Annotated in this window: 16 protein-coding genes and 1 pseudogene; 16 read left to right on the top strand and 1 reads right to left on the bottom strand. The window is 71.1% G+C overall.

Annotated features, from left to right (window positions below; genetic code table 11):
- Nucleotides 1-2 precede the first annotated feature (2 nt).
- Complete coding sequence (locus MYK68_RS12280) at nt 3-1,454, bottom strand: plasmid pRiA4b ORF-3 family protein (RefSeq protein ID WP_247863975.1); 1,452 nt, start codon at nt 1,452-1,454, stop codon at nt 3-5.
- 180 nt (nt 1,455-1,634) lie between these two features.
- On the opposite strand from MYK68_RS12280, the gene MYK68_RS12275 reads away from it, so the two are divergent.
- The 16 genes and pseudogenes from MYK68_RS12275 (at nt 1,635) to MYK68_RS12200 (ending at nt 16,439) form a co-directional block, all read left to right on the top strand.
- Nucleotides 1,635-2,108 carry a hypothetical protein gene (locus MYK68_RS12275; protein WP_247863974.1) on the top strand — a complete coding sequence of 158 codons (474 nt, stop codon included), beginning with the start codon at nt 1,635-1,637 and terminating at the stop codon, nt 2,106-2,108.
- A gap of 318 nt (nt 2,109-2,426) precedes the next feature.
- The gene (locus tag MYK68_RS12270) at nt 2,427-2,762 is read left to right on the top strand and encodes a hypothetical protein (protein WP_247863973.1); all 336 of its coding nucleotides are present in this window, start codon (nt 2,427-2,429) and stop codon (nt 2,760-2,762) included.
- Between the two features lie 501 nt (nt 2,763-3,263).
- Nucleotides 3,264-4,025 carry a hypothetical protein gene (locus MYK68_RS12265; RefSeq protein WP_247863972.1) on the top strand — a complete coding sequence of 254 codons (762 nt, stop codon included), beginning with the start codon at nt 3,264-3,266 and terminating at the stop codon, nt 4,023-4,025.
- 229 nt (nt 4,026-4,254) lie between these two features.
- Nucleotides 4,255-5,577, top strand: a complete 1,323-nt coding sequence (gene hisD, locus MYK68_RS12260) for a histidinol dehydrogenase (protein ID WP_247863971.1) — start codon at nt 4,255-4,257, stop codon at nt 5,575-5,577.
- Complete coding sequence (locus MYK68_RS12255; RefSeq protein ID WP_247863970.1) at nt 5,574-6,689, top strand: histidinol-phosphate transaminase; 1,116 nt, start codon at nt 5,574-5,576, stop codon at nt 6,687-6,689. The genes hisD and MYK68_RS12255 overlap by 4 nt, the downstream gene beginning before the upstream one ends.
- A complete protein-coding gene (hisB, locus tag MYK68_RS12250) occupies nt 6,686-7,318 on the top strand; it encodes an imidazoleglycerol-phosphate dehydratase HisB (protein ID WP_247863969.1) in 633 nt (210 codons plus the stop codon). The genes MYK68_RS12255 and hisB overlap by 4 nt, the downstream gene beginning before the upstream one ends.
- Nucleotides 7,319-7,359: 41 nt before the next feature.
- Nucleotides 7,360-8,013 carry an imidazole glycerol phosphate synthase subunit HisH gene (gene hisH, locus MYK68_RS12245; protein WP_247868040.1) on the top strand — a complete coding sequence of 218 codons (654 nt, stop codon included), beginning with the start codon at nt 7,360-7,362 and terminating at the stop codon, nt 8,011-8,013.
- Entirely contained in the window at nt 8,010-8,318 is a 309-nt protein-coding gene (locus tag MYK68_RS12240) for a hypothetical protein (RefSeq protein ID WP_247863968.1), read from the top strand. Before hisH ends, MYK68_RS12240 begins: the two co-directional genes overlap by 4 nt.
- An 8-nt stretch (nt 8,319-8,326) precedes the next feature.
- Nucleotides 8,327-9,079, top strand: coding sequence for a bifunctional 1-(5-phosphoribosyl)-5-((5-phosphoribosylamino)methylideneamino)imidazole-4-carboxamide isomerase/phosphoribosylanthranilate isomerase PriA (gene priA, locus MYK68_RS12235; RefSeq protein ID WP_247868039.1), 753 nt, complete (start codon nt 8,327-8,329; stop codon nt 9,077-9,079).
- A 34-nt stretch (nt 9,080-9,113) separates the two neighbouring features.
- A complete protein-coding gene (locus MYK68_RS12230; RefSeq protein ID WP_247863967.1) occupies nt 9,114-9,992 on the top strand; it encodes an inositol monophosphatase family protein in 879 nt (292 codons plus the stop codon).
- Nucleotides 9,989-10,780 carry an imidazole glycerol phosphate synthase subunit HisF gene (gene hisF, locus MYK68_RS12225; RefSeq protein WP_247863966.1) on the top strand — a complete coding sequence of 264 codons (792 nt, stop codon included), beginning with the start codon at nt 9,989-9,991 and terminating at the stop codon, nt 10,778-10,780. The genes MYK68_RS12230 and hisF overlap by 4 nt, the downstream gene beginning before the upstream one ends.
- 12 nt (nt 10,781-10,792) lie before the next feature.
- Entirely contained in the window at nt 10,793-11,137 is a 345-nt protein-coding gene (gene hisI / locus MYK68_RS12220) for a phosphoribosyl-AMP cyclohydrolase (protein ID WP_247863965.1), read from the top strand.
- Nucleotides 11,138-11,348: 211 nt separating this feature from the next.
- Nucleotides 11,349-11,528 (top strand): tautomerase family protein, encoded by a 180-nt coding sequence (locus tag MYK68_RS12215; protein ID WP_005935191.1) that lies wholly within the window; start codon nt 11,349-11,351, stop codon nt 11,526-11,528.
- Nucleotides 11,525-13,075 carry an anthranilate synthase component I gene (locus MYK68_RS12210; RefSeq protein ID WP_247863964.1) on the top strand — a complete coding sequence of 517 codons (1,551 nt, stop codon included), beginning with the start codon at nt 11,525-11,527 and terminating at the stop codon, nt 13,073-13,075. The genes MYK68_RS12215 and MYK68_RS12210 overlap by 4 nt, the downstream gene beginning before the upstream one ends.
- Entirely contained in the window at nt 13,072-13,788 is a 717-nt protein-coding gene (locus MYK68_RS12205) for a TIGR02234 family membrane protein (protein ID WP_247863963.1), read from the top strand. Before MYK68_RS12210 ends, MYK68_RS12205 begins: the two co-directional genes overlap by 4 nt.
- Nucleotides 13,785-16,439 (top strand): annotated as a pseudogene (locus MYK68_RS12200) (excinuclease ABC subunit UvrA). The gene MYK68_RS12205 and the pseudogene MYK68_RS12200 overlap by 4 nt, the downstream one beginning before the upstream one ends.
- Nucleotides 16,440-16,466: the final 27 nt, after the last annotated feature.

The raw sequence follows: 16,466 nt of genomic DNA, 5'->3' as shown, positions 1-16,466 counted from the left end.
CGCTATCGCCGATACCGCGAGGCGGTACCGGACCGCAGGGCGGCGGTGCCGTGCAGCGCGGCGCGCGCGAAGTCGGCGACGTGCGGCTCGGGCTCGGCGGGCCGCGGCCATCCGGCGTCGCCCCGGGTGGAGCCCAGCGAGTCGAGCACGTTCTGGACCGGCCGGACGATCTCGGCGACGGCGCACCGGTCGAACTCCCCGGAGCGATCGCCGGGCGCCCAGCCACACGCTTCGAGCGCGAAGGCGACCTCACGCCACCGCGGGTCGGGCCGGCCGGCACCGGGCTGCGCACGACCGTCGGCATAGCTGAGCAACAGGGCGGTCGCGGCGACCTGCGCGCCGGGGGAGAGCTTGGTGAGCAGTCGGGCGGTGAGCGCGTCCCACAGGTGCTCCGGGCCGGCCGCGGCGCGGGCGCCGTGCGCGGTACGGACGAGCCGTCCCTCCAGCACCCGGACCAGACCCAGCCGGACGGTCGCCTCGTGGAGCGCGCGGATCGGCACGGTCGACCGCTCCCGGGTGCTTGCGCCCAGCCGGGAGTCGTGCCGGCCCAGCGTCGTCATACCGTCGAGCATGACCGCGGGCGGCAGCCGTCCGGCCTCCGACAGCGCGATCCCGTCCGGTCCGACCGCGTCGAGCAACCAGGCGAACGGTGCCAGCAGCCGCGCCTGGACCTCCGGGTCCACCTCGACCGGTTCCAGCAGTCCCGTGCGTCGTGCGTATCGACGGAACTCCGAGCGCAGCGTTGCGGGAAGTCCGGCGGCGAAATCGACGAGCAGCGACTCGGGGGACAGGTCGCCGGGGCGGCGCAGGTCGTCGGCGGCCACCAGACCCGACACGTCGTGCGGATCGCGCTCGTCGGCGCCGAACCCGAAGAAGCCGTCCAACTCGGCCTGGATCGCCTCGGCGTCGAAACTCTCCGGCGTCGGTGGAAACCAGGGACCGGTGACCGCGGCCGCCCAGTCGGCGATCCGGTCGTGATCGGGATGATCGGGGTCGTCGAGCACCGCGAGTTTGTCGGTGTAGCCGGCCGGGCCGCCGGAGTCCTCGATCGGGCCGCGGCGGGAGCCGCCGATGAGGGTGACCGGGCGCGTGGTCCCGATCGCGGTGGTCGGGGCGCCGGCCGTGAGGCGGTGGCACCAGCCGTCGCCGAAGTCGTAGTCGTACCAGAGCGTGCCGCCGGCCAGGGCGTCGGCAACGGTCGTCGTGGATTCGGGTCGCAGCGCGACGACGTCGCGCTCGGTCAGCCGATGCGGATCACCCCAGTGCGCGGCGGTGGGGTCGTGCCGATCGCGGTCCCGGAAGAGATGCGCGTGGACGTCGCGCCAGCCGAAGGCGATCTGGAGTGCGTGGTGCAGGTCCGCCAGCGTCGATGATCCGTCGATCTGCAGGTCCCGGGTGACCGGTGGCTCCAGCTCCTCGAGCTCGGCATGCACGGTGATCAGTGAGGCGGGCATAGGGGCAGACTACGGTCCGGCGTCCAGGAGAACGCCGATCGTTCGAGGCCGGTATCGGAAGCAGCCGAAGCGACGCGCATTGTCAAGGCTCTCTCAGCGCGGTCTGTGGACAGCCGATGTCGTCCACAGGCAGCGGATTCCGGGGTTTCGGCGGTGTCAGGGTCGCGGGATCGTCGGGGCATGGGAATCCGCTACTACGCCTATCCGATCCGGCCCGATCAGGTCAGCGCCGCCCGGCTCGATCCCTGGCCCTTCTTGTCCGACGACCCGCTCATGGATGCCTGGGCGCGGGACGAGGATCGTCCGCGCATGCTGTACCTCGACAAATGCTGGTACGAGTTGCAGCGGCTGTTCGTGCCGGCCCGAGACGATCCGCATCCGCGGCCGCGGATGGCGTTCGAGCTGGTGCGCGGTGCGGTGAGCGAGACCGGGTGCGGTGCGCACAGTCCGTTCACCGCGGTACACGGCCCGGACGTGGTCGCGGCGATCGCCCTCGACCTGGCGCGCGTCGAGCCGATCGACGACGAGAAGGCTGCGCTGATCGGCCGGTGGAACTCGAGTGCCGACTATGTGAACCACTATTTGGCGGCCGCCCAGGAGTTCACGGCCGGACTGACCCGCGACGGCCTGGGTCTCGTGTATCTGATCGGCTGACCGATCCGGTCCGGACATCTGCCGCGGCGGTCGGCGGCGTTCGTCCGTTCGCGGACCCGGCGTCTCGGCCGTGCTGATTCGGTTCGTCGGTCTAGTGCATACGTGCGGCCTCGACTCGGGTGACCGGCTCACGAAGGTCGCGGAAGAAGGGAGCCCGATGAGTGCACTCGACGACGATGTCAGGCCTGCGGGCGCTCGCTCGCGATCGGCGGACGCGCTGCCGGCGCGCCGGGTTCCGGGCGCCACCGCGGCCCGCCGAGCCGGACGCAGTCCTGACCGGCGCCGATATTCGACGTCCCCGCGGTAGAGTCACCGCCCGTGGGCAGCTACTACGACAAGTACCCGGTGGAGACGCTCCGATTCCGCCCCGGCCCGCGCGTGATCGCGGCACTGGTTCTGTGGATCGGTGCGTTCGTGGCCGCCGGTGCGGCCGTGATGCTGCTTCTCTCGGGTTCGACGGTCGGCTACGGCAGTGCGGCGCTGACGTGCGGATCGGTGCTGTCGAGCCCGGGCGCGGACGGCCACGGCAGCGAATCGGCGATCGCAACCTGCGCCGAACAGCGCACGCGGCGCCTGGCGCTGTCCGGGATCTCCGCGGCCGTCGCGGTGGGACTCGGCGCGGGCGCGCGGAGGGTGCGGGCGAAGATCGTCTGACCGGCGTGCAGTCGCGCTGGGGTCGCGCGCGGCTTCTGTCCCGACTGTGACGTAGTGATCCGGAATCGGCCGGACCGAGCCTGGCGACATGGTCGAATACCCGCCCGCGGATTCGACCGGCCGGGAATACGTCACGGTCGGGTCAGGATCGGCCTGTCATGGATCTGGACGACCAGCTGCTGTGGAGCGTCGCCGGCTCGGACGGTACCGGGTTCTGGTCTCCACCCCGGACGGTCTTGCCGCCTTCGCCTCCCGGTGACAAGAACCCGATCTGGACTCTGTCGATGGATACCGCGACCCCGGTGGCTTACGAGGGACATGTCTACCGGCAGGACGAGCGCCTTCTATAGCCGACGCGATCGTTGCTCGGGGCGTGTGCCCGAACACAACACACCCCGAACAGCAAGGGCCGGCCCGCGCCGCTGTGGATGAACACGGCTGTCCACAGGCCGCAGTGGCGGGCACTTCCGCCGAAACGATCGGCGGGCGATCGTCGACGGTATGGACCTGTCGGGGGAGGGGCCTGATCCGCGATGGCTGGCGGTCAGTCGTGCGCATGTGCGCGGTCTGCGCGGGCGGTATCGGCAGCATGTCGTCGACTGCACCGGTGAGGGTCACGCGGTGATCAACGGGTGGCTGCGGGGCGCGACGCTGTCGCGTCGATCGGCGGACTACGCCCGTTCGCGCACGGCGAGTCTCGACGCGGTACTCGCGGCAATACCTCTGACGCGCGCTATGCACGTGACCCGGGTCGTCGGTATCCGGGCGACATTCGGACTCAACGACGGGCACGATCTGGATCGAATCGTCGGGCAGCCACGAATGGAAGCCGGCTTCTTGTCGACCAGTCGGATGCGGACATACCCGGTCAAGAATCGGGCCGATCCGATTCTGCTCGATGTCGACGTCCCGGCCGGAACCCGGCGGCGGCGCTGGAAGACGTGTCGCGCTATCCGGAACAGTGCGAAATTCTTCTCGGCAGAAACCTTGGCTACGTCATTCTGGCGCCGCAGTATGATCGAAATGTCGGCTGGTGGCGCGCGACGATGCTGGTCGGAGAGGAGTAGTGCGATGAGTGCACTCGACAGCGGCGAACTCGCACCCGATATCCTTACCGATATCGGGCGGATTGCGTCTCTACGGCAGTCGACCCTCCGCCGCGCGGGATATCGCATCGCTCTCCAGCCCGCCGAACGGGAGGCCGGTCTGACCGAGGCCGACATCTGGCGGTTCCTCGACGACGAATCGCCGGCGGCGTCGTAGATCGCGCCGGCCCGTCGGCGGTCACGGGACGTGGCCGCGTGTCGCGGGTCCACTTGCGCGTCGCGGGCCCCGAACGACAGGCGAGACGGAAGAAGACCCGCGACACGACCGGGGTGGGGAGGCCTCGAGCGCCACGGTTACGCTCAGCGCAGGACTGGTTGGAAAGAGTTTGCTGGCGGCGCATATCCTTAAAGGACATTCGAAGCCAACGCCAGAGGACAACCACTTCATGCTCGCCAGAACCGATCTGCGCGGCACCGACGTCACGCTGAGCCAGCTGCGTCGTGCCCTGCCGCGCGGAGGTACCGACATCAACTCCGTTCTTCCGGTGGTCACGCCGGTGGTGGAGGCGATCGCCGAGCATGGAGCGTCCGCGGCCCTCGACTACACCGAGCGGTTCGACAAGGTCCGGCCGGCGTCGGTGCGAGTGCCGGCCGAGGTGATCGCGCAGGCGCGTGACGCGCTCGATCCGGCGATCACCGCGGCGCTGGAGGAGTCGATCCGCCGCGCCCGGCTGGTGCACGCCGATCAGCGCCGGGCGACGGTCACCACCGATGTGGTCGCCGGTGGCAGCGTGACCGAGAAGTGGATCCCCGTCCGCCGCGTCGGTCTCTACGTGCCCGGTGGCAACGCCGTGTACCCGTCGTCGGTGGTCATGAACGTGGTGCCCGCGCAGGAAGCCGGCGTCGGTTCGCTGGTGGTCGCCTCGCCCGCACAGGCCGACTTCGGCGGCTGGCCGCACCCGACCATCCTCGCCGCCTGCGCGCTGCTCGGCGTCGACGAGGTCTGGGCCGTCGGCGGTGCCCAGGGCGTGGCCCTGCTCGCCTACGGCGGCACCGACACCGACGGCAGCGAATTGAACCCGGTCGACCTGATCACCGGTCCCGGGAACATCTATGTGACCGCTGCCAAGCGCCTCGTGCGCGGCGTGGTCGGCATCGACTCGGAGGCCGGCCCCACCGAGATCGCCATTCTGGCCGACGACTCCGCCGATCCGGCGCTGATCGCCGCCGACCTGATCAGCCAGGCCGAGCACGACGTGCTCGCCGCGTCGGTGCTGGTCACCGACAGCGAGGAGCTGGCCGGGGCGGTCGACGCCGAAGTGGCACGACAGGCCGCGGCCACCAAGCACACCGAGCGCGTCGGCGAGGCGCTGGGCGGGCCGCAGTCGGGCATCGTGCTGGTCGATGACCTGGAGGCCGGCCTGCGCGTGGTCGACGCCTACGCCGCCGAACACCTGGAGATCCAGACCCGCGATGCCCGCGACGTCGCCGAGCGGGTGACGAGCGCCGGGGCGATCTTCGTCGGCGCCTACTCTCCGGTGAGCCTCGGCGACTACTGCGCCGGGTCGAATCACGTGCTGCCGACGTCGGGTTCGGCGCGCTACGCGTCGGGTCTGTCGGTGCAGACCTTCCTGCGCGGCGTGCACCTGATCGACTACGACCGCGACGCGCTCGCCGGGGTCGCCGACCAGGTGGTCACCCTCGCCCAGGCCGAGGATCTGCCCGCGCACGGCGACGCGGTCACGGTGCGTTTCGGGGCCGGCCGGTGAGCGGCACGACCACCCTCGACGACCTGCCGCTGCGCGAGAACCTGCGCGGCAAGAGCCCGTACGGCGCGCCGCAACTGCAGGTCGCGGTGGTCCTGAACACCAACGAGAACCCGCACCCACCCAGCCCGGCGCTGGTCGAGGACCTCGCCGAGGCCGTCGCCGACTGCGGGACGGTCCTGCACCGTTACCCCGACCGCGATGCGGTCGCGCTGCGCACCGATCTCGCGGACTATCTGTCCGGCGCGACCGGTATCCCGCTGAGCGTGGCGAACATCTGGGCGGCGAACGGTTCCAACGAGATCCTGCAGCAGATCCTGCAGGCCTTCGGCGGGCCGGGCCGCACCGCGCTGGGTTTCACGCCGTCGTATTCGATGCACCCGATCATCGCCGACGGCACCCAGACCACCTGGCTCGACGCCAAGCGCACCGCCGACTTCGGTCTCGACATCGACTACGCGGTCGGCGAGATCGTCGCGCAGCGGCCCGATGTCGTCTTCGTGACGTCGCCGAACAACCCGACCGGCGGCTCCCTCGGCCTCGACGACCTGCGGCGCCTTCTCGATGCGGCACCGGGCATCGTGATCGTCGACGAGGCGTACGCGGAGTTCTCCGACCGGCGCAGCGCCGTCGCCCTGATCGACGAGTACCCCGCGAAGGTGATCGTCAGCCGCACCATGAGCAAGGCCTTCGCGTTCGCCGGTGGCCGTCTCGGCTACCTCGCCGCATCCCCCGCGGTGATCGACGCCCTGCAACTGGTGCGCCTGCCGTACCACCTGTCGGTGCTGACCCAGGCCGCCGCGCGGGTCGCGCTGCGGCACAGTAGCGAGACCCTCGCCGGGGTCGCCGCGATCGTCGCCGAGCGCAAGCGCGTGGCGCGGGAACTCACCGCGATGGGGTACGACGTGATCGACTCGGACGCCAACTTCCTGCTGTTCGGCGAGTTCGCCGACGCTCCCGCGACGTGGCAGCGATACCTCGACCACGGCGTGCTGATCCGCGACGTCGGCATTCCCGGCCGCCTGCGGGTGACGATCGGCCTGCCCGCCGAGAACGACGTCTTCCTGGACGTCAGTCGCGTTCTTGCCACTTCCGACCGAAAGGCCCGGCCATGAGCCGCATCGCACGGATCGAACGGACGACGCGCGAGTCGTCGATCACCGTCGAGATCGACCTGGACGGCACCGGGAAGACCGACATCTCCACCCGGGTGCCGTTCTTCGATCACATGCTGACCGCGTTCGGCGCGCACGGCGGGTTCGACCTGACCGTGCGGTCGGTGGGCGACATCGAGATCGAGGCGCACCACACGGTCGAGGACACGATGATCGTGCTCGGCCAGGCGATCGCCGACGCGCTCGGCGACAAGGCCGGTATCCGCCGGTTCGCCGACGCCTGGATCCCGATGGACGAGACGCTGGTGCAGGGCGTGGTCGACGTCTCCGGCCGTCCGTACTGCGTGTTCACCGGTGAGCCCGAACACATGCTGACCAGTGTCATCGGCGCGGGCTACAGCGGCGGTGACCAAGGCCCCGTGACCTCGTACGCGACCGTCATCAATCAGCACGTCTGGGAGTCGCTGGCGCTCAACGCCCGGATCGCGCTGCACGTGCGGGTGCTGTACGGCCGCGACCCGCATCACATCACCGAGGCCGAGTTCAAGGCCGTCGCCCGCGCGCTGCGCGCGGCCGTCGAACCCGACCCGCGGATCACCGGCATCCCGTCGACCAAGGGAACGCTGTGACCGACCCGACCGGCGCCGGGAGCACTTCGGCGGGGCTCAATATTAACTCCGCGAGCGGGCCGCTTCCCACAGTCGCGCTCCTCGACTACGGCTCCGGCAACGTCCGCTCCGCGCAGCGCGCGCTGGAGCGGGCCGGCGCCGTGGTCGAGGTGACCTCCGACTTCCAGACCGCCCTGGACGCCGACGGCCTGCTGGTTCCCGGCGTGGGCGCCTATGAGGCGTGCATGGCGGGGCTGCGCGCGGTGCGCGGCGACCGGATCATCGGCCGGCGGCTGGCCGGCGGCCGCCCGGTGCTCGGGATCTGCGTCGGTATGCAGATCCTGTTCGACGAGGGCGTCGAGTTCGGCGTCGAAACCGCCGGCTGCGGCGAGTGGCCGGGCGCGGTGACCCGACTGCCCGCGCCGGTGCTGCCGCACATGGGCTGGAACACCGTCGATGCCCCCGAGGACTCGATGATGTTCAACGGGATCGCTCCGGACGCGCGCTTCTACTTCGTGCACTCCTACGCCGCCCAGTCGTGGGAGATGGACAGCGGCGGGTCGCCGCTGACGGCGCCGAAGCTGACGTGGACGCAATACGGTGCGCCGTTCCTCGCCGCCGTCGAGAACGGTCCGCTGTGGGCCACCCAGTTCCACCCGGAGAAGTCCGGGGACGTCGGTGCGCGGCTGCTGGCCAACTGGGTGGCGACCCTGTGACACGGCAACCGCCGGGCCCCAGCGCCGCCGACGAGTTCTCGTTCGGCCGCATGGTCGCCCGCTCGCTCGGCGCGGCGGCCCTGGTGCTGCTGATCGCGATCCCGATCGTCTGGTGGATCTCGACCATGACGGTGACCGTCGCGCTGGCCGTCGCGATCGCGGCGGTGGTGCTGATGGTGGTCGTGCTGGCCGTCGTCGCCCGCCGCGAGCTGCGCGGAGTGCAGCGCGAGATCGACGAACTGCGCGCCCGTCGCGACGACCCGCCCGCCGGAACCACCCCCTCCCGAGAACCGAAAGAGAAGTGACCCACCCGATGGCCCAGATCCTCGAACTGCTGCCCGCCGTCGACATCGTCGACGGACAGGCCGTCCGGCTGGTGCAGGGCGCCGCGGGCTCGGAGACCCCGTACGGCTCGCCGCGCGACGCCGCCCTCGCCTGGGAGCGCGGCGGCGCCGAGTGGATTCACATGGTCGACCTCGACGCGGCGTTCGGCCGCGGTGACAACCGCGCGGTGATCAGCGAGGTCGCCGCCGAACTCAGCGTGAAGCTGGAACTCTCCGGCGGTATCCGTGACGACGCGTCGCTGGCCGCGGCCCTCGCGACCGGCTGTACCCGGGTCAACCTCGGCACGGCCGCGATCGAGAACCCGCAGTGGTGTGCGCGGGCGATCGCCGAGCACGGTGACCGCATCGCCGTCGGCCTGGACGTCCTGCGCGATGAACAGGGCAGCTATCGTGTCCGCGGCCGCGGCTGGGTCACCGAGGGCGGGGAGGTCTGGGAGGTCCTCGACCGGCTCAACGCCGACGGCTGCGCGCGGTACGTGGTGACCGATGTCAGCAAGGACGGCACGCTCACCGGCCCGAACCTGGAACTGCTCGAGCAGGTGGCCCGGCGCACGGATGCGCCGGTCGTCGCCTCCGGGGGCATCTCCGCGATCGAGGACCTGACCGCGATCGCCGGTCTGGTTCCGCTCGGTGTGGAAGGCGCGATCGTCGGCAAGGCGCTCTACGCCGGCCGCTTCACCCTGCCCGAGGCGCTCGCCGCCGTCGCCGCGGCGGCGCGGTAGGCGCTCGAGAAGTAGACGTTCGGAGCAAAGGACGATGAGCGACGTGACGGCCCCCGGCGACCTCGCGGGTCTCCTCGACGTCGCGACGACGGTGCTCGACGAGGCCGTCCCGGAATTCCTCGGCGGACTCGGCGCACCGAGCGCGCACTCGAAGGGCGGGACCGACTTCGCCACCGAACTCGATCTCGCGCTCGAACGCCGCATCACACGGGACCTGGTGGCGCGCACCGGAATCGAGGTGCACGGCGAGGAGTTCGGCGGCCCGGATCCGAGCCGCGGCGCGGTGTGGCTGCTCGACCCGATCGACGGCACCTTCAACTACTCCACCGGCCTGCCGCTCACCGCGATGCTGCTGGCTCTGGTGGTCGACGGCGAGCCGGTCATCGGCCTCACCTGGCTGCCCGGCCAGGACCAGCGCTTCGCCGCCCACCAGGGCGGGCCGCTGCTGATCGACGGCCGTCCCGCCCCGGATCTGGGCGCCGGGACGCTGCACTCCTCGGCGATCGGCTACGTGTCGTACTACGTCGACCAGGGCGGGATGTTCCCGGGAGCCGAGCGCGCCCGCGTGCAGGGCGAGATCACCCGCCGCCACGCGCGGATCCGGATGCACGGCTCCACCGGCACCGACATGGCGTACGTGGCGGCCGGGAAGCTGGCCGGTGCGGTGTCGTACGGCCGCCACCCGTGGGACCACGCCGCCGGGGTCGCGCTGGTGCGCGCCGCCGGGGGACTGGCCACCGACATCCACGGCCGGCCCTGGACGGTCAGCACGCCGTCGCTGGTCGCCGCCGCCCCCGGCGTCCACGCCGAACTGCTCGACGTGATCGCGGCCGGTGAGTGGCCGCCCCCGCAGACCCTGGCCTTCGGGCCGCAGGATTCGTCGCAGTACCCGACCGAGAGGCATGACAAGTGAGCCTGGCCGTACGAGTGATCCCGTGCCTGGACGTCGACGGCGGCCGGGTGGTCAAGGGTGTGAACTTCCAGAATCTGCGCGACGCGGGCGACCCCGTCGAGCTGGCCGCCCGGTACGACGCCGAGGGCGCCGACGAGTTGACCTTCCTCGACGTCACCGCGTCGAGCTCGGGCCGCTCGACGATGATCGATGTGGTGAAGCGCACGGCCGATCAGATCTTCATTCCGCTGACCGTCGGCGGTGGTATCCGCACCGTCGACGACGTCGACGCCATGCTGCGGGCCGGCGCGGACAAGGTCAGCGTCAACACCGCCGCGATCGCCCGGCCCGAGGTGCTCAGTGAGATGAGCCGCCGCTTCGGTTCGCAGTGCATCGTGCTGTCGGTCGATGCGCGGACACAGGCGGCGGAGGCGGAGCACGAGCCCACCGAGTCCGGCTGGGAGGTCACCACGCACGGCGGCCGCAAGGGCACCGGGATCGACGCCGTCGAATGGGCTCGCCGCGGCGAAGAACTCGGGGTGGGGGAGATCCTGCTCAACTCGATGGACGCCGACGGCACCAAGGAGGGCTTCGATCTGCGCATGATCGAGGCCGTTCGGGAGGCCGTCAGCATCCCGGTGATCGCCAGCGGGGGCGCAGGCACCGCCGCCCACTTCCCGCCGGCCGTGCACGCCGGCGCCGACGCCGTGCTCGCCGCCTCGGTGTTCCATTTCGGCGAGCTGACCATCGGCGACGTCAAGGCCGCGATGGCCGCCGACGGCATCGTCGTCCGCCACGCCCACGACTGACCAGGAGATCCCATGGCCCTCCCCGAAGAGCTCGCCGCGCGGCTCAAGCGCAACGACGACGGCCTGTTCGCCGCCATCGCCCAGGAACGCGGCACCGGTCAGGTGCTGATGATGGCGTGGATGGACGACGAGGCGCTCGAACGCACCCTCGCCACCCGCCGCGCCACCTACTACTCCCGGTCACGACAGGAGTACTGGGTCAAGGGCGAGACCAGCGGTCACACCCAGTACGTGCACGATGCGCGCCTGGACTGCGACGGCGATACCCTGCTGTTGACGGTCGATCAGACCGGCGCCGCGTGTCACACCGGCAACCACAGCTGTTTCGACACCGAGCCGCTGCGGTTCGCGGACTGACCCGCGCCGCCTGGTCGTGTTGCGAAAGTCTTCTGCGAGGCATTCGGCGAGTCCGATGGGCGGATGGCAAGGCGGAGGAGGGAGGGATACCGGCAGGTATCCTGACCGACGACAACGCAGCCAGCCGTTCATCGGGCCGACGAGGCCCGTAAAGGGATTTTCGCAACACGACCTAGACCTCCAGAACGCCACACCACAGAAGGGCCGAGCCATGCCGCTCATCCAGATCTCCCAGACCCCGGGCCTCTCGGACCGGGTCAAGAACGAGACCATCGCCGCGGTCACCGAGGCCTACGCGCGGGCCACCGGCAAGAATCCCGACTCGGTGTGGGTCACCATCACCGAGGTGCCGCGCACCCAGTGGGGAGTCGGCGGGGTGCCGCTGGGATGACCGGCGCCGCACACACCACCACCCGCGAGACCTTCCTCGATCTGGCCGCCGACCACCGCGTCGTCCCGGTCACCCGGAAGCTGCTCGCCGATTCGGAGACCCCGCTGTCGGCGTACCGCAAGCTGGCCGGCGACAAGGAGGGCACCTTCCTGCTGGAGTCCGCCCAGAACGGCCAGTCGTGGTCGCGATGGAGTTTCATCGGGGCCGGCTCGCCGTCCGCGCTGACCGTCGTCGACGGGCAGACGCACTGGTGGGGGACCGTGCCCGCCGGCGCCCCCGTCGACGGCGACCCGCTGGAAGCCCTGGACGCTTCGCTGCGCCTGCTGCACACCGATCGGCTCGCCGGCCTGCCACCGCTGACCGGTGGTTTCGTCGGGTTCATGGCCTACGACTTCGTCCGGCGCCTGGAACGACTCCCGTCGAGCACGGTCGACGATCTCGGACTCCCGGACATGTTCTGGCTGCTCGTCGCCGACCTGGCCGCGTTCGACCACCACGAGGGCACCATCACGCTCATCGCCAACGCCATCAACTTCGACGGCAGCGACGAGCGGGCGAACGACGCGTACGACGATGCCGTCGCCCGCCTCGATGCGATGACCGCGGCCCTGGCGGCCCCGGCACCGTCGACCGTGTCGACCTTCGACCGGCCCGCCCCCGATTACAACTGCCAGCGCACACTCGCCGAATTCACCCCGATCATCGACGGTCTCATCGACGCGATCGAGTCCGGTGAGGCGTTCCAGGTGGTGCCGTCGATGCGTTTCGAGATCGCTACCGATGCCGACCCGATCGACGTGTACCGGGTGCTGCGGGCGTCGAACCCGAGCCCGTACATGTATCTGCTGCGGCTGCCCGGGATCACCGCGAGCGGTGTCGGCGCCAAGCCCTTCAGCATCGTCGGTTCGTCGCCGGAGGCTCTGGTCACGGTGAGCGACGGCGTCGCGACGACGCATCCGATCGCGGGCACCCGCTGGCGCGGTGCCACCGAGGAGGAGGACGTCCTGCTGGCCAAGGGGCTGCTGGAGGACGAGAAGGAGAACTCCGAGCACCTGATGCTGGTCGATCTCGGGCGCAACGACCTGGGCCGGGTCTGCCGGCCGGGCACCGTCCGGGTCAACGACTACCGGCGCGTGGAACGCTACAGCCACGTGATGCACCTGGTGTCGACGGTCACCGGGCAGCTCCGCGAGGACAAGCGGGCGCTCGACGCGGTCACCGCCTGCTTCCCGGCCGGCACCCTCACCGGGGCGCCCAAGGTCCGGGCGATGGAACTGATCGAAGACAGCGAACTCACCCGGCGCGGACTCTACGGCGGCGTGGTCGGCTACCTCGACTTCGCCGGCGATGCCGACACCGCCATCGCGATCCGCACCGCGTTGATGACCCCGGGCCGGGCCTACGTCCAGGCCGGTGCGGGCGTGGTCGCCGACAGCAACGCCGAATACGAGTACACCGAGGCCCGCAACAAGGCGATGGCCGTCCTGGGGGCCGTCGCCGCGGCCGGCACGATGATGCCGGTCGCCGCCGAGGGAGCCGGCCGGTGAGCGGCCCGTCCGGCGCGGAGGTTCCCGCGACCGCGACCCGCGACAAGAAGGCCGCGCCGCCGGACCGACGCCGCCGGGCGATCGCCGCGATCCTGCTGATCGTCGCGGCGCTGCTGCTGTGGATCTCGTCCCGGATGCGGTGGGCGACGGTGGCCTCGGAGGATTTGCAGGGGGCGCCGCACTTCGACGCGGTCAAGGGCTCCAACTGGAGTCCCTGGCTGGTCGCGGTGGCGATCGTCCTGCTGGCCGCGCTCGCCGTGCAGTTCGTGCTGCACGGGATCGGGCTCCGCATCGTCGCCGTCGTCGTCGCGATCATCGGTGTCACCGTGTCGTACCCGGCGATCTCGTTGCTCGCCGGGGGAAAGAACAGCGCGTACGCGGCGCAGGCGATCGATCTACCCGCCTCTCGTGACGTCATCGCCGTCACCACCGCCACCTTCCCGGCCGTGGTGGTCCTCGTCGCCGTCGTGTGCACGGTGGTCGCCGCCGTGTTCATGATGCGGTCGGCCTCCGGGACGGGCGGGTCGTCGTCGAAGTACACGTCGCCGGCCGCGCGCCGGGACGAGCTGGAACGCCGGGTCTTCGCCGAGCGGGAGAAGCGGGAGCAGGTCCCGGCCAGCGAACGCGAGATGTGGGATGCGCTCGACAACGGGATGGATCTGACCGAGAACGGCGATTCCGGAGACGACGGGGACACCGACCGGCGAGCATGACCGGCGTGGACTTGCACAACACCGTCCGGGTGCGCGGCGCCCGCGAACACAATCTGCGCGACGTCGACGTCGACGTCCCCCGCGACGCGCTCGTCGTCTTCACCGGGGTCTCCGGGTCGGGGAAGTCGTCGCTGGCGTTCGGGACGCTCTTCGCCGAGTCGCAGCGCCGCTATCTCGAATCGGTGGCGCCGTTCGCCCGCAGGCTGATCGACCAGGCCGGCGTGCCCGACGTCGACGCCATCGAGGGCATGCCGCCCGCGGTGGCGCTGCAGCAGCAGCGCGGCGGCACCAGCGTCCGGTCGTCGGTCGGCAGTGTGACCACGCTGTCGAGTCTGCTGCGGATGCTCTATTCGCGGGCCGGCGACTATCCGGCCGACGCCCCGATGCTGTACGCCGAGGACTTCTCGCCGAACACCCCGCAGGGCGCCTGCCCGCGGTGTCACGGCATCGGCCGCGTCTACGAGGTGACCGAAGAACTCATGGTCCCCGACCCGAGCCTCACCATCCGTGAAGGCGCCATCGCGTCGTGGCCCCCGGCCTGGTACGGCAAGAGTCTGCGCGACGTGCTGGTCACCCTCGGGTACGACGTCGACGTGCCCTGGCGCGACCTGCCGCGCGCCGACCGCGACTGGATCCTCTTCACCGACGAACGCCCGACCGTCCACGTGTACCGGGACGCCACCCCGGAGAAGATCCGCCGGCTGCGGGAACAGGGCGTCGAACCGGCGTACAAGGGCACCTATGTCGGCGCGCAGCAGTACGTGCTGGAGACCTTCGCGAAGACCAAGAGCGGTTCGGTGAAGAAGTGCGTCGCCCAGTTCGTCGGGGCCGCGCTCTGCCCGTCGTGTCACGGCAAGCGCCTGAAGCCGGAGTCGCTGGCGGTCACCTTCGACGGACTCGACATCGCCGAACTGTCGCGCCTGCCGATGGCGCGCCTCGCCGAACTGTGCGCCCGCGTCGCCGATCCGGACTGGGCGCCCGCCGAGTCCGGGGCGGCGCTCGACGCGCGGGCCCGCGGCGAGGCGGTCGCCGAGCGGGTCGCGGCCGGCGGGGCGGCGCACGCCTCCGCCCCGGACGTCCGGCACACCCCGAACATGTCGGTGGAGAAGCGCGCGGCGGCGCAGCGCCTCGTGGCCGACCTCGGTGAGCGGCTGCGGCGGATGATCGAGCTGGGTCTGGGGTACCTGTCGCTCGCCCGCAGCACCCCGACGCTGTCCGGCGGCGAACTGCAACGGGTACGGCTGGCGACTCAGCTGTCATCGCAGCTCTTCGGCGTGGTGTACGTGCTCGACGAGCCGTCGGCCGGGTTGCACCCGCGCGACCGGGACGCGCTGCGCGGCATCCTCGCGGGCCTGAAGGAGCGCGGGAACACCGTCTTCGTCGTCGAACACTCGCTGGACGTGATCGAGGCGGCCGACTGGCTGGTCGACCTGGGGCCCGGTGCGGGCACCCGGGGTGGCCGGGTGCTGTACAGCGGTGAGCCCGCGGGCCTCGCCGAGGTGGCCGGGTCGGTGACCCGGCGCTACCTCTTCGGCGACGGCGCGCGCCCCGCGCCCCGGTCACCGCGCGACACCGGCGGCGAACTGGAACTGGTGGGGGTGACCCGCAACAACCTGCACGAGGAGACCGTGACCGTCCCGCTGCACCGTTTCACCGCGGTGACCGGGGTGTTCGGGGCGGGGAAGTCGAGCCTGGTCGCGCAGGCGATCCCGGAACTCGTCGGCGAGCGGCTGGGCAAGCCGGTGAGCGTGGCGGAGCCCGATGACGACGACATGCTCGCCGAGACCGCGGCGCCGGTCGGCGGCGAGGTGCGCGGCGATCTCGGCGACGTCAAACGCGTCGTGTGCATCGATCAGAAGCCGATCGGCCGCACCCCGCGCTCCAATGTCGCCACCTACACCGGCATGTTCGATCACATCCGCAAGTGCTTCGCCGCCACCCCCGAGGCGCGCAAGCGCGGCTACAAGCCAGGCCGGTTCTCGTTCAACGTCGCCGGCGGCCGCTGTCCCACCTGCGAGGGCGAGGGCTGGGTGATGGTGGAACTGCTGTTCCTGCCGAGCGTCTACAGCCCGTGCCCGGACTGCCACGGCAGCCGCTACAACCCGGAGACCCTGGAGATCGAGTGGGAGGGGCGGACCATCGCGCAGGTCCTCGACCTCACCGTCGAGGAGGCGCTGGAGGTCTTCGACGGCGAGCCCGCCGTGCGCCAGCCCATCCAGGCGCTGGTCGACGTCGGGCTCGGCTACCTCCGCCTCGGACAGCCCGCGACCTAGCTCTCCGGCGGCGAGGCGCAGCGCGTGAAACTCGCCAGCGAACTGCAGCGCGCCGCCCGCGGCGGCACCCTCTACGTGCTCGACGAGCCGACCGCCGGCCTGCATCCGGCCGACACCGACCGGCTGCTCGCGCACCTGTTCCGGCTGGTCGACGCCGGTAACACCGTGGTCGCCGCGGAGCTGGACATGCGGGTGGTGGCGCAGGCCGATCACGTGATCGACCTCGGCCCCGGCGCGGGCGGTGACGGCGGCGCCGTGGTGGCCGCGGGCACCCCGGCGCAGGTCGCCGCGGCGCCGGGCAGCGTCACCGCGCCCTACCTCGCCGCCGAGCTGGGCGTAGCAGACCCCGGGGGCCGGGTGGCCCGGCACGGTCTCTAGGCTGGACCCCACAGCCGGAGAGGTACG

The sequence above is a fragment of the Gordonia sp. PP30 genome (genome assembly GCF_023100845.1).
Taxonomy (GTDB): Bacteria; Actinomycetota; Actinomycetes; order Mycobacteriales; family Mycobacteriaceae; genus Gordonia.
Note: the sequence above shows the minus strand (reverse complement) of the source record. Positions and strands in the feature narration are given on the sequence as shown.